The organism is Pseudomonas sp. GL93 (assembly GCF_003408955.1).
GTDB lineage: Bacteria > Pseudomonadota > Gammaproteobacteria > Pseudomonadales > Pseudomonadaceae > Aquipseudomonas > Aquipseudomonas paracarnis.
The window spans coordinates 1-12,930 of the sequence record NZ_NKRF01000064.1 but is presented as its reverse complement, the minus strand read 5'-3'; the positions used below and the strand labels follow the sequence as shown (position 1 = coordinate 12,930).

Genomic DNA, 12,930 nt, shown 5'->3' with positions numbered 1-12,930 from the left:
GTCATATAAAAACGGGCGCGAGAGGCTTATACTCTCGCGCCCGTTTTTGCTTTAGAGGCCTTATCTCGTGTCCAACGTCGTTGCCGATCATCTCGTCTTGCTCGACCACTTGCGCAGCATCCTGGTTGCCGTCGGCGAAGCCGAACAGGTACCCGAGGAAAGCCACTCGCTGTTCCTGGAGCGTTTCGACGAACTGCGCGCCCTGTTGCCAATCGACCCGATCGAAAGCCAGTACCTGGGCCAGGACCTGATGAGCCAGGTCATCCTGCGCTACCCGCAAATCGCCCACCTGGTGCCCCGCGACCTGCTGTGGTTCTTTGGCGGCGACTGCCTGCACTTCATGCCCGACGAAGAACTGGACCTGTACCAGGCCCTGGAAGAACGTCGCTATGAAGCCGAACAGAACGACGAACCGTTCGACTGGAACCAGGAAAAACAACTGCTGGCGATGCCTCAGGACCAGAGCAAGCACTGATGCCAGTATGTAGGAGCGAGCTTGCTCGCGAAAAACGTCAACGATAACGCGTGCTTTCTGAGTAAACGCGGCGCCGGTGAGTTTTTCGCGAGCAAGCTCGCTCCTACAGGTATTAAGGCTTGTCTCCCCCACATTTCCTAACCGCACTCCTACCGCCGCCGTAGCGTGGGCTCCCTGGCCATGCACTCCACCAGATAATCGATAAACACCCGCAACTTCGGCGGCAGGTACCGTGTGGGCGAATGCAGCAACCACGCCTCGCCATGGTACGAGGCAATAAAATCCCACCCCGGCAACACTTGCACCAAATCCCCCGCTTCCAACGCGTGCCGCGCGGTGAAATACGGCAAGCTGGCAATCCCGACATGCTGCAACGCAGCCTCCAGTCGCACTCCGGTGTGGTTCGCCGCATACCGGCCGCGTACGCCGACCGTTACCGCCTTGCCAGCCTGGCGAAACTTCCAGCGTGAATCTCCCGGTGTCTCACCCAGATAGATGCAACTGTGCCCGAGCAGATCATGGGGATGGCTCGGTGTACCGTGCTCGGCCAGGTACTGCGGCGTCGCGCACAGCAAATGTTCGATGGGCAACAGCTGGCGCCCGACCAAGCCTGGCGGTGGGCTGTCGGTGATGCGGATGCTCAAGTCGACGTTGTCGTCGATCAAATCCACATGCCTATCTTCCAAGATCAACTGCACATCCACCTTGGGATAGCGCCGCAAAAATTCCGGCATATGCGGGTGCACCACGAATCGCCCCACCGCTTTGGGCACACTGACCCGCACCAGGCCCTCGGCCTCATGGGTAAATTGCCCACTGATTTCCATCACCGAGCGCGCGGCATTGACCATCTCCTGGCAACGCTTGAACACTTCCTCGCCGCCCTCACTCAGGCGCAGCTTGCGCGTGGTGCGTTGCAGCAGGCGCGTGGCCAGGGCTTGCTCCAGGCGCGAGATACTCCGGCTCACCGCCGAAGGCGAAACACTGAGTTGCCGCGCCGCTTCGGAGAAGCTGCCGGTTTCCACGACCTTGACGAAAATCGCCATTTCACCCAATAACGGCAAAGGAAGATTGATGCTCATGACGCACAGGTCCATTGATAATTGAGCGGATTATCACTCATCTGCGCACTATTTATACTGCCCGCAGAACCCTGATGCGGATGTAGATGATGACCGAGCGCCTGTTTTTTACCCACGACCACCTGACGGCCGAGCTGGAAGTGCTCAGTTGCACCCCGAACGAAGAGCAATTCGCCGTGATTGTGCAGTCGACCATTTTCCACCCCCAAGGCGGAGGCCAGCCGTCCGACACCGGATGGATCGGCGACAGCCAGGTGCTGCGAGTCATGCAGGAAGCCGAACAGGTGGTGCACTACGTCGACCACCCCCTGGAACCAGGACCCGCCATTGCACGAGTCGACGCGCAGCGGCGCGCCTTGCACACGCGTCTGCATTCGGCGGGGCACTTGATTGGCAATGCCGGCGAACGCCTGGGCTGGATGCCGATCAAGGCTCACCACTGGCCCGGCGAAGGCAAGATCACCTTTATCCGTGGCCAGACCGCGCAAGACATGGATGCGCAGACGCTCCAGCAGTGGGTCAACACATGGATCGCCGCCGACTATCCCCGCTATATGACGCTGGAAGATGGCACCCGCGAAGTCGGCTTCGGCGAATTACCGGCTTACGCCTGTGGTGGCACTCATGTCCAAGCGTTGAGCGAACTGGGCCAGGTAACGATTTTGGCGTTGTCAGAGAAAAAAGGCGCACTGTCGGTGCGCTACAGCCTCGTTGACCCCCTGCCACTGTAGGAGCGAACTTGCTCGCGAAGAACGTTAACGATAACGCGGGATACCTGATTCCCATCGGCGCCCTTTGGTTTTTCGCGAGCAAGCTCGCTCCTACAGGGCCACGCTCGGCTGGCCCGATTCATTGATGAACGACTTCAACGTCGACACCGTCGCCGCCGGGTCACGCGGGTCGCTGATCGCACGAAAATTCGTCAGCATGGTGCTGGCCGCCAACTCCACCGACACATACCCGCGCTGGCGGCTGTCGAAGAACTTCACATGGGGGTTGAGCGGCATGATCTTCATGAACGCGTCATAGGGCGGGCCGTCGGAGGTGACCGACGAGCCGACGAACTCGGTAGCGACCACCGCCGAGTCTGGCCTGTCGGCGTCGGCATGCAGGTCGGTGGCCCAGAACGAATGTATATCCCCACCCCAGAACACCGGGTTTTTTACGCGATTGCGCACGATCGACGCCAGCATCCGTGAGCGGTTAGCCATGTAGCCATCCCAACCATCGGCCCAGCGGCCAAGCTTATGATTGGTGAGGTCACGCTGCATCAGCGGCGCCACCAGCAAATCCTGGGCGATGACATTCCACTGCGCCCTGGACTGGGCAAACCCTTGGTCCAGCCAGGCTTCCTGCTGCCAACCGAGCAATGTGCGGGCGGGGTCACGCAGGTCGCTGCAAGGGGTGGTGACAATATGCCCTTGGTGGCTGCCATTGGCTGCGATGCACGGTTGCTCGGAACGGTACTGGCGACCGTCGAGCACATGGAAACGCGCAAGCCGGCCGTAATCCAGGCGCCGGTAGATGCGCATGTCCGGCCCCTTCGGCACGCTGCATGCACGCAGAGGCATGTGTTCGTAAAACGCCTGGTACGCCGCGGCCCGCTGCTTGAGAAACTGCGCCACCGCCACCTTCGGGTCCTGGGACCAGCGGTTGGCGTAGTCATTCTGTACTTCGTGATCGTCCCAGGTCACGACGCTGGGGGCCGCGGCGTGAAGGGCCTGCAGGTCTGGATCAGTCTTGTACAGTGCGTAGCGGTTGCGGTAATCACTCAGGCTTTGCGCATTGCCGCTGCCGTGAGAACGAAACACCTTGCCCGAATCCGCAGCATAGGAACTGTCGTAAATATAATCACCGAGGAAAAACACCAGGTCCGGCTGCTCGGCGGCAAGGTGCCGGTAGGCGCTGAAGTAGCCGCGCTCCCAATGCGAGCAGGACACAAACCCCAGCCGGGCCGAGGCCATGGCCTGCAGCGGCGGCATCGTGCGGGACTGGCCCACCGGGCTCTGCGCACCGAGCCCTTCAAACTGGTACCAATACGGCCGATCCGCGGCGAGCCCCGCCACCTCGACATGCACTGCGTGAGCGAAACGCGGCGTCGCCAGTACTTCGCCCTGCTTCACAATGCGCGTCATCGCCGCATCGCTGGCCACCCGCCAACGCACCGGCACCGAGCGATTCAGGCCGCCACGGCCATCCGCGGCGTTGAACAACGGCGCCAGGCGCGTCCAGATCACAAAGCCATCTGGCAGCGGGTCGCCGGAAGCCACGCCAAGGGTGAACGGATAATCCACCCCGGCACTGCGCGCAAAAGGGCTGAGAATCGAAAACGCGGTAGCGACCGCCAGCCCGCCAAGGACCCGGCGCCGGCCGTGGTCCACTTCGCCGCTCACAGGCAGCGCTCCCAGTCATCACGCACGGTGGCAAACCCGAGCAAATCCTCATACACGCCGTTCTTCAGGAACGCTTGGCGCATGCAGCCTTCATAGCGCAGGCCGATCTTCTCCATGACCCGCGCCGATTCCTTGTTGCGCGCGAAACACTGGCTGCCCACGCGCTGCAACCCCAGCGCCTCGAAGCCGAAGTCCATCACCGCGCTCGCCGCTTCAGCCGCATACCCCTGGTTACGGCAGTGCGCCGCCACCCAGCCACCCAAGTGCCCATAGCGATGGCGAGCATTGATGCGCAGGCTGACCATGCCGACCAATTCGTCGGTGCCGCACACATGCATTCCCAGGTTCAGCAGCTCACCGGCGCGGTACTTATCGGTGGCCCCGGCAATAAAATCCTGGGCGGTTTCCAGGGTGTAGGGCGATGGAATGTTCGCCGTGTTGTCGGCAATTTTCGGCCCGTTGGCAAGCGTGAAAAGCACCTGCGCCTGGTGCATTTCCAGGGCGCGCAACAGCAGTCGCGCGGTCGTCAATTGAGGCAGTGCGGTGGGCATGGGAGCCGGCTCTCAAGATAAATTTCTCAAGCATGTATGCCCCAAGTGTCAGTTTCATTACGCCCGAAAACTGACCGGTAAGTTTTCTGAAAGACGCGTCCTAGAGCCTCTAAACGGTCAATTAAAGTTAACCAATCGGTCATTTTTGGCTGTTAGCGTTCTGCCCCTAATTCAATGACGGGGTAACGGAATGAGAACCTGGGACGAACCCAAGAAACGCAAGGCGCACATCGAGCTGATCCCGATGATCGACGTGATGATGTTCCTGCTGGTGTTTTTCGTACTGGTGAGCCTGAACGTGATTCCCGCGCTCGGCATGAAGACCCAATTGCCCAGCGCCAGCAGTTCGCAGCAGCTCAAGCCGCAAAACAAATTCATCCTCACCCTGGGCCTGGAAGGCCAGTTGCAACTGGACGGCAAGGACCTGACCGTGGAGGCCCTGGTGCCGGCGCTGAAGGCTGCCGAAAAGCCCGATACCAAGTCGACGATCATCGTCAACAGCGACAAAGGCGTGGAGGTTTCGCGCCTGGTGGAAGTGATGGACACCCTGCGCCTGGGTGGCTTCACCTCCGTGTCCATCGCCACGCGTAAGTCCTGATCATGTACGTTCTGTTTCGTGCGCGTCAGCTGCTGGGCAGTGTCCCGGCCCTGATCGCCCTGGTGCTGATTGCACTGGGTATCCAGTCCCAGACGTTGAAGGTCGAGCCGGTGTATGACGAGTCGGCGGTCGAATTGGCCTTGGTCGAGCCGGAACCGGAGGTCATACCGGAACCGGTGGTGGAGCAAGAACCGCCACCGCCAGTGATCGAAGAGGAAGAGGCCGAGCCGGCGCCCCCGCTACCTGCGCCCAAGCCGCTGCCCAAACCCAAACCCGAACCCAAGCCAAAACCTGTGCCCAAGCCGGCGCCCGTGGTCGCCAAGCCCGCACCGACGCCGCCACCGGTGGCCGCCAAGCCAGCCCCGGCCGCCGTCACCCAAGCGGCACCGACGCCCGCCCCACCGGCGCCACCGAAGGTCGATGGCCAGGCCCTGGAAAGCGGTTACCTCAAAGGCTTGCGCAACGAACTGGACACCTACAAGCAGTACCCCACCGGGCGCCAGGCGTCCCTCGAACGCCCGAGCGGCGAGGTGGTGGTGTGGTTGCTGGTAGACCGTCAAGGCCGTGTCCTCGACTCGGGTTTACAAACCCAGGCCTCGAGCATGCTGCTCAACCGGGCCGCCACCAACAGTTTGCGTCGCATCAAGCAAGTCAAACCGTTTCCCGAGCAAGCCTTCGGGGGGCGCAATGAACAGCGCTTCACCGCCACCTTCAACTACAGCGTGCAATAAGCACCCGACACCAGGACGACAGTGATGAAGTTCACCCGTATTCATCTGGCACTTGTGGCCGCGACCAGCATGACCCAGGGAATGGTCATGGCAGAGACCAGCGACGTCGGTACCATTGGGGTACAAGGCAAGGCGACCGCAGGAGGCGGTTACATGGTGCCGGAGGAAAGCATCAAGGGCCGCTCCACGGTGACCAAGGAAGCACTGGATAAACAGGCGGCCACCGGCAATGCCATCGACAAGCTCAAGTACACCCCAGGCTTGAACATCTCCAGTGAAGACAACACTGGCCTGTCGGGCTTTCGCTTCACCATGCGCGGCATGAACTCCGACCAGGTGGGCATGTCGGTGGACGGCATGCCGATCAACGACTCCGGCAACTACGCGCTGTACTCCAACCTGCTGGGCGACCCGGAAAACATCGACCAGATCTTCGTCACCCAGGGCGCTTCGGAGTCCGACGGCCCGCACATTGGTTCCAGCGGCGGCAACATTGGCATCGTGACCATTCGCCCGACCAAGGAAACCGGCGCCTTCGTCAAACAGGTCGTCGGCAGCAATGCCACGCGCAAGACCTTTGCCCGCCTCAATACCGGCGAAATCAACGGCCTGAGCAACTGGCTGTCGGTGTCCCATACCGAAGGTGAGATGTGGCGCGGTTCGGGCGCGGTACGCGCGGACAAGGTGGAGTGGAACAGCTTTTTCGACGCTGGCAATGGCAACACCGCCAACCTGATCCTCAAGTACCACGAGCAGGACAACAACAGTTACAGCCAGTTGACCAAGGCGCAGTTCCAGCAATATGGCCGCAAGTACGACCCTTATCCGGCAACACCCAGCGTGGGCAGCAACGGCAAGTACAACAGCTATTACGGCCTGGCGCAGAACCCGTTCCAGACGTTCACCGCCGTGCTCAACACCCAGTTCAAACTGGCCGATAACCTCGCGCTGTCGGTGATCCCGTATTACTACTGGGGCAATGGCAGCGGCGTCGGATCATCCAGCTATGCCCTCAACCGTGGCTCCAACCAGGGCGGTGTGTTCGACCTCGGCAACCTGCCCACCGCCGCCCAATACAACGCCGACGGCACACCCAACAGCGGCGTGTACTACCGCCCTTCACGCACACAAACCTGGCGTCCGGGTATCACCACCAAGCTGACCTGGGACCTGGGCGACCACAGCCTGCAATTCGGCTACTGGTACGAGCGCGCACGCCAGAGCCAGACCCAGCCGTTCATTCCGCTCAAGAGCAACGGCAAGCCAGTGGACACCTGGCCTGATTCCAACAGCGCCATCGTCGATGCCAACGGCAACACCGTGCAGGGTCGCGACCGTTTCACCGTCACGCCGGCGCAAAAGGTCTGGGCCCAGGACACCTGGTACATCAACCCGGACTGGACCTTCATCGCAGGCCTGGCCTACATGAACGTCGAGCGTGAAGGCACCAACCACGGCAGCCTCAACGAACGCCCGGAAAAACGTAACCAGACCTACAACAAACTGCTGCCCAACGCCGGCCTGAAATACCAGCTGGACGAGCGTGACCAGTTGTTCTACAGCCTGTCGCGCAACATGCGCGTGCCGCAGAACTACGTGCTCTACGACAAAGGCGCCGGCTCGATCGACGCCGAACCGGAAACCAGCTGGAACCATGAACTGGGCTGGCGCTACAGCGGCGACGACATGAACCTGGCCGCCACCCTGTTCTACATGGACTTCAAGAACCGCCAGGTTTCGTCCCGGGACATCAACGGTGACTTTGCCGACATCAACGCCGGCTCCGTGGTCAACAAAGGCCTGGAACTGGAGTGGAGCGGCCAGTTGCCCCACCACTTCAATTACTACACCTCCTACACCTACACCAAGGCCGAGCAGCAGGATGACCTGACCGTCTACAACGCCGGCAAACCCATCGTGCTGCCCACCAGCGGCAAGCAGTTCGCCAACGTGCCCAAGAACATGCTGGCGGCCAACATCGGTTATGACGACGGCCGCTTCTACGGCACCTTCGGCGGCAAGTACACCAGCAAGCTCTACGGTGACCTGACCAACGACGAGGCGATTTCCGGCCGCACCGTGTTCAACCTCGGCGCCGGTATTTACCTGCCGGTGGACAAGAAAGTGGTCAAGGACGCGACCGTGCGCCTGAACGTCGACAACCTGTTCGACAAGAAATACCTGGACGGCGTGTACACCACCAAGACCAACGCGGCCAGCTACAGCGGTTTCCGCGATGGCGACCCGGCATACATCGTCGGCCTGGACCGCACCGTCACGGTTTCGCTGGAAGCGAATTTCTAAGACTCACCCAAGAGGAACACCATCATGGATATGAACCTGCTCCACGACGTCACCTTCTATGTGATGTACGCGGCGATGGCCATTGCGATCTTCATCGCCATCGAACGCGGCATCTACTACGCCTACGTGCACCGCCAGGCTCGTGCGTTGATCGACGCCCTGGGCGCCAACGTGCACAGCGAGCGTGACTTGCCGGAGAACCTGACCCGTCGCGACAGCCTGCCGCTGAACATGATCTTGCCGGTGCTGGCCCAGAAGGCAACCCACGGCTCGCGCAAAGACCTGGACGACGAAGTCGATACCCAGTACCTGAAGACCCGCGCCCCACTGGCTCGCAGCCTGTGGATTATCGAGACCATCACCACCGCCGCCCCCCTGCTGGGCCTGCTGGGCACCATTCTGGGCATCATCGACACCTTCAAGGCGCTGGCTACCGCGGGCGTGTCGGACCCTGGGCAGATTTCCGGGGGTATCGGGACGGCGTTGTTCGCCACGGGATTAGGTATCGCCATCGCGCTGTTCTGCGTGGTGTTCCACAACTTCTTCCAGGACAGCCTGGAGCGTATCAACGACCAGTTGAAGATCCTGTTGATCCGCGCCGCCACCGGCGCCCGCGCACAGGATGAAGTGACCCATCGCGTGCCCACCCCGCTGCACAGCCGCACGGCTTGACCTACAGGGCGGGCGCCTCAGGCGCTCGCCTTTTCCTTTGGTGCGATGAGACACTTATGCCCCTTTCGATAAAGTTGCGTATCGCCGGCCTGACCGGCTTGCTCCTCAGTCCGCTGGCCCAGGCGGACTTTTCCATTCCAGGCTTTGAACTGGTGCATACCGTACCCATGGACACCGCCCTGGGCACCGACGATTTGCGCCAGCCCGGCCCGGTATGGATCGAGCTGTTCGACGGCGCCAAAAGCCACATTGATATCGGCCAGTTCTACGCCGCGGACCACCCTGGCTCGGTGATGAACAAGGTACTCGAACACTTGGAAGCCGCCGGCAAACGCGGCGTGAAGATTCGTTTCCTACTCGAAGAAAAAGGCATCAAGCTCTCGGACGCCGCCACCCTGGAACGCTTGCGCGCCATTCCCAACCTGACCTTGCGCGTGCTGCCCTACGGGCAACTGAGCGGCGGCATCATCCACGCCAAGTACCTGCTGGTGGATGGCAAGCAGGCGTTTGTTGGCAGCCAGAATTTCGACTGGCGCGCCTTGGAACATATCCACGAAACCGGGCTGCGCATCACTGACGAAACGGTGGTGGGCCAGGTGCAGGCGATCTTCGAGCAAGACTGGCAAGCCCAGGCCGCGCTGGCTGGTAAACAACCGGTGCCGCTACCCGCTAACGGCCCGGCCCCCGCACGTACCGGCAACTACCTGGTGGCCAGCCCCCAACGCTACAACCCGCCCGGCGTGGGCGACTCACAGCTGGAACTGCCGCGCCTGCTGGGAGAAGCCAAGAAAGAAGTGCGCGTGCAATTGCTCGACTACGCGCCGCTGTCCTACGGACCGGATCGAACCCGGCCGTACTACGCCGTGATCGACAACGCCGTGCGCGCCGCCGCTGCCCGTGGCGTGTCGATCAAGCTGATGGTGTCCAACTGGAATACCGACCCACTGGAGCTGCCTTATCTCAAAAGCCTGGCGGTGCTGCCCAATGTCGAAATCAAGATCGTCACCCTACCCGAGGCCAAGCAGGGCTTTATCCCTTATGCCCGGGTGATCCACAGCAAAACCATGGAGATCGACGAGCAAGTGGCATGGGTCGGCACCAGTAACTGGTTGGGCGGTTATCTGGATAATTCGCGCAATCTGGAGGTGGTGATGCACAGTGAGGCGATGGCCAGGCGTGTAGGCCAGTTGCATGAGCAACTGTGGGATGGGCCCTATGCCAAAGCGCTGGATGTGTCGACCGACTATGCGCCTCCCCACCCAGGTACGCGGTAAGTGACGGCGCGCAGGCACGGTGTTGTGTTTTCCTGATTGGCCGCTAGTCTTAGCATTTTCCGGTCGCAGCTTTAGCGGTGCTGCGTCCGGAGTCCACTGCCACGAGACCACAGTCATGAATACCGCTTTTCTTCGCACCACCTGTACGCTGCTTATGCTGGTCTCCCTTGCAGCCTGCATCAACAGCCGTCAGCCCATCACGCTAGTCACCCTCGCCGACGGTACCCGCGGTTTGAAGAGCGCGGTTGATATTGGCCCGCCTGGCCCTTCCCAGGGCGATCTTTTCGTGTTCGACCAACCACTGATGGATCAGGACCGCCGTGATATCGGCAGCAACAGTGGCTACTGTGTCAGCACACGGCCAAGTGTTCACAGCCAATGCCAATGGACGTTACTGTTCTTCGGCCCAGGTGGCGCTGTCGCAGGTACCGTGGTAGTCGCCGGCCAGGAACTGGAAGCCGGAAAATCCGTGGTCGCCGTCATCGGCAGCACAGGCACCTATGCTGGCTCCACCGGAGAAATGAGCTCCGAACCCAACCCCGATGGTACGTTCACTCAGACCTTGTATTTGGTTCGGCCCTAACTCTGAAAAAGCCAGCGGCTAACGAACGGCGCGTTTATTAGAGTAAGATTTTTCCTTATTCAAGGTCTCCCCTACTGTTCCTTTGCAGTGTTAGTGTGTGGAATTGTTTCTGACATAATGATCAGAATACTTCCTACATTCACTTTGCAAAGGAATGCCTTTAATCATGCACTTTCCACTGAAAAAACTGGTGGCTGCCACCGTGTTCGCCGCGAGCCTTTCGGCAGTCGCCACACCTGCATCCGCCAACATCACCGCAGACCAAAGCACGGCAATCCTGAAGCATTTCAGCGAGACACCGGTCACCGATTTCCGCAGCTTCCTCGGCACCCTGGCTAAGGGCGAACTGGGTAAAACCGCCGACACCGACCCGGCTGTCAGCGCGTTTCTGGGCAACAAAACCCTGAACGCCGAGCAGCAGAACGAGATCAATCGCCTGTTGGGCATTTACACCCGCGTTAAATATGGCAAAGCCGCGCTCGAAACCCTGCGCGAATTGGTGGAGATCCCCACGTTTAACGTGGACGGCCTGCCACAGTACAAAAACCCGGAATTCCTCAAGATCGCGGCGAAGATCGAGGCCCTGGCCAAGTCCTTCAACCTGAACTTCCGTAACGTCGATAACCGCGTGTACGAAGTCTCCCTGGAAGGCAGCAGTGATGAAGTCGTGGGTGTGCATGCCCATGCCGATGTGGTGCCCGTGACTCCGGAAAACTGGGTACTGCAAGACGGTACCAAACTCGACCCGTTCAAGGTCACGCTGATCGGCGACCGCATGTATGGCCGGGGTACCGAGGATGACAAGAACGGCATCGTCGTGGCGATGTACGCCATGAAGGTGATCAAGGAAGAACAGCTGCCGCTGGCGCGCACCTTCAAGCTGTTGGTGGACACCACTGAAGAAACCGCCGGTGATGCCATTCCTTACTACTTCGAACGCAATCCCGTTCCGCAATACAACCTGGCGCTGGATGGCGGTTATCCGGTGGTGATCGCCGAGAAAGGCTCGGGTACGGTCATGGCCACCTTCCCGGTGCGCAAGGGCGAAGGCAAAGGCGCGGAAATCATCGCGATGACCGGCGGCAAGGCGAACAACCAGATTCCATCGGCCTCGGTGGCCACGCTGGTCAGCGATACCCCCGCCGAACTGGCCGCCAGCCTGCAACAGGCCGGTGCTGACTATGCCAAGCGCAATGGTGGCAATTTCCAAGTGACGGCCAAGGTCGATGGCAAGGACGTCAAACTCACGGTTACCGGCGTATCCGCTCACTCTTCCGAGCCTGAAACCGGGGTCAACCCGGTGGCGCGTATGCTGGAGCTGATCCACAGCCTCGACGGCAAGATCGCCCTCCAGCACAACCACATCACCGATGCCGCGCGGTATGCCGCCGACAACTGGGGCCTGGATTACCTGGGCGGTAAATTGGGTGTGGCCTACGCGGATGATTTCATGGGGCCGTTGACCACCTCGCTGACGTTTGTGGGGCAGGATGACAAGGCCTTCAAACTGGCCGTGAACCTGCGCGCACCGAAAGGTAAAACGCCGGAGGCGCTCAAGGCGCAAATCGAGCAGAAGCTGAACACCTGGGACAAGAACGCCAAGGTCAACGTGAGCTTCACTTACTCGCTGGACACGCCGATGTACCGCAACCCTGAAGGCGAATGGGTAAAAGCCTTGCTGGCAGTGGCCACTGAAAACCTGGGCATGGCGCACAAATTCGGCACCTCGGCCGGCGCAACCTCGGTGCACGACCTGCCCAACGGCGTGCAATTCGGCCTGGCCCGCCCGGAAGAGAAGTACACCGGGCACACTGACAGTGAGTTCAAGACGGTTGAACAGTTCTTGCTGGACCTGCAGATCGTCACCGAAATGATGGGCCGCGTCGGGCAGTTGCCGAAGCTCTGACCCATGTGGAACCCCAGCGAGGCTGCGATCGCGGCGGCACAGGCAAAATCTTCAGCGCCTGAACCACCGCTATCGCAGCCTCGCTGAAGCTCGACAGCTCCCACAGGGGATTGGTGGTGCTGGGTTGATCTCGGTTCACTGGGCTATCGCGCCAAACACAACTCCCGACAACAACACCGCCCAAATGTGGGAGCTGTCGAGCCCAGGCGAGGCTGCGATGGCGGCGGCACAGGCAACATCTTCAGCGCCTGAACCACCGCTTTCGCAGCCTCGCTGAAGCTCGACAGCTCCCACAGGGGATTGGTGGTGCTGGGTTGATCTCGGTTCACTGGGCTATCGCGCCAAACACAACTCCCGACAA

12 protein-coding genes are annotated in these 12,930 nt (G+C 60.7%); 9 read left to right on the top strand and 3 right to left on the bottom strand.

The window, feature by feature from the left end:
* The first annotated feature begins 67 nt into the window (after window positions 1–67).
* Window positions 68–475: a PA2817 family protein gene (locus CER19_RS11260; protein ID WP_003190109.1), complete on the top strand. Its 408-nt coding sequence runs from the start codon at window positions 68–70 to the stop codon at window positions 473–475.
* A gap of 149 nt (window positions 476–624) precedes the next feature.
* Here the strand turns inward: CER19_RS11260 and CER19_RS11255 are convergent, their stop codons facing one another.
* Window positions 625–1,557 (bottom strand): LysR family transcriptional regulator, encoded by a 933-nt coding sequence (locus tag CER19_RS11255; RefSeq protein ID WP_034127229.1) that lies wholly within the window; start codon window positions 1,555–1,557, stop codon window positions 625–627.
* A gap of 89 nt (window positions 1,558–1,646) precedes the next feature.
* On the opposite strand from CER19_RS11255, the gene CER19_RS11250 reads away from it, so the two are divergent.
* Window positions 1,647–2,288 (top strand): alanyl-tRNA editing protein, encoded by a 642-nt coding sequence (locus CER19_RS11250; protein WP_116666507.1) that lies wholly within the window; start codon window positions 1,647–1,649, stop codon window positions 2,286–2,288.
* A gap of 90 nt (window positions 2,289–2,378) precedes the next feature.
* Here the strand turns inward: CER19_RS11250 and CER19_RS11245 are convergent, their stop codons facing one another.
* Window positions 2,379–3,950 (bottom strand): alkaline phosphatase, encoded by a 1,572-nt coding sequence (locus CER19_RS11245; protein WP_116666476.1) that lies wholly within the window; start codon window positions 3,948–3,950, stop codon window positions 2,379–2,381.
* Complete coding sequence (locus CER19_RS11240; RefSeq protein WP_116666475.1) at window positions 3,947–4,501, bottom strand: GNAT family N-acetyltransferase; 555 nt, start codon at window positions 4,499–4,501, stop codon at window positions 3,947–3,949. The genes CER19_RS11245 and CER19_RS11240 overlap by 4 nt, the downstream gene beginning before the upstream one ends.
* A 190-nt stretch (window positions 4,502–4,691) precedes the next feature.
* Between CER19_RS11240 and CER19_RS11235 the strand changes: the two genes are divergently transcribed.
* From CER19_RS11235 to CER19_RS11205, 7 genes are all read left to right on the top strand, one after another.
* Complete coding sequence (locus tag CER19_RS11235) at window positions 4,692–5,099, top strand: biopolymer transporter ExbD (protein WP_014717774.1); 408 nt, start codon at window positions 4,692–4,694, stop codon at window positions 5,097–5,099.
* A gap of 2 nt (window positions 5,100–5,101) precedes the next feature.
* On the top strand, window positions 5,102–5,830 hold the full coding sequence (locus CER19_RS11230; protein ID WP_116666474.1) for an energy transducer TonB: 729 nt from the start codon (window positions 5,102–5,104) through the stop codon (window positions 5,828–5,830).
* Window positions 5,831–5,854: 24 nt separating this feature from the next.
* Window positions 5,855–8,134 (top strand): TonB-dependent receptor, encoded by a 2,280-nt coding sequence (locus CER19_RS11225; RefSeq protein WP_116666473.1) that lies wholly within the window; start codon window positions 5,855–5,857, stop codon window positions 8,132–8,134.
* Window positions 8,135–8,158: 24 nt separating this feature from the next.
* On the top strand, window positions 8,159–8,806 hold the full coding sequence (locus CER19_RS11220) for a MotA/TolQ/ExbB proton channel family protein (RefSeq protein ID WP_116666472.1): 648 nt from the start codon (window positions 8,159–8,161) through the stop codon (window positions 8,804–8,806).
* Between the two features lie 56 nt (window positions 8,807–8,862).
* A complete protein-coding gene (locus CER19_RS11215) occupies window positions 8,863–10,080 on the top strand; it encodes a phospholipase D-like domain-containing protein (RefSeq protein WP_116666471.1) in 1,218 nt (405 codons plus the stop codon).
* Between the two features lie 115 nt (window positions 10,081–10,195).
* On the top strand, window positions 10,196–10,663 hold the full coding sequence (locus CER19_RS11210; RefSeq protein WP_116666470.1) for a hypothetical protein: 468 nt from the start codon (window positions 10,196–10,198) through the stop codon (window positions 10,661–10,663).
* A 166-nt stretch (window positions 10,664–10,829) separates the two neighbouring features.
* Complete coding sequence (locus tag CER19_RS11205) at window positions 10,830–12,569, top strand: dipeptidase (protein ID WP_116666469.1); 1,740 nt, start codon at window positions 10,830–10,832, stop codon at window positions 12,567–12,569.
* Window positions 12,570–12,930: the final 361 nt, after the last annotated feature.

Coding starts and splice junctions, on each gene's coding strand:
- CER19_RS11255 (WP_034127229.1), bottom strand. CDS start 1,557: ATGAGCATCAATCTTCCTTTGCCGTTATTGGGTGAAATGGCGATTTTC.
- CER19_RS11250 (WP_116666507.1), top strand. CDS start 1,647: ATGACCGAGCGCCTGTTTTTTACCCACGACCACCTGACGGCCGAGCTG.
- CER19_RS11240 (WP_116666475.1), bottom strand. CDS start 4,501: ATGCCCACCGCACTGCCTCAATTGACGACCGCGCGACTGCTGTTGCGC.
- CER19_RS11235 (WP_014717774.1), top strand. CDS start 4,692: ATGAGAACCTGGGACGAACCCAAGAAACGCAAGGCGCACATCGAGCTG.
- CER19_RS11230 (WP_116666474.1), top strand. CDS start 5,102: ATGTACGTTCTGTTTCGTGCGCGTCAGCTGCTGGGCAGTGTCCCGGCC.
- CER19_RS11225 (WP_116666473.1), top strand. CDS start 5,855: ATGAAGTTCACCCGTATTCATCTGGCACTTGTGGCCGCGACCAGCATG.
- CER19_RS11220 (WP_116666472.1), top strand. CDS start 8,159: ATGGATATGAACCTGCTCCACGACGTCACCTTCTATGTGATGTACGCG.
- CER19_RS11215 (WP_116666471.1), top strand. CDS start 8,863: ATGCCCCTTTCGATAAAGTTGCGTATCGCCGGCCTGACCGGCTTGCTC.
- CER19_RS11210 (WP_116666470.1), top strand. CDS start 10,196: ATGAATACCGCTTTTCTTCGCACCACCTGTACGCTGCTTATGCTGGTC.
- CER19_RS11205 (WP_116666469.1), top strand. CDS start 10,830: ATGCACTTTCCACTGAAAAAACTGGTGGCTGCCACCGTGTTCGCCGCG.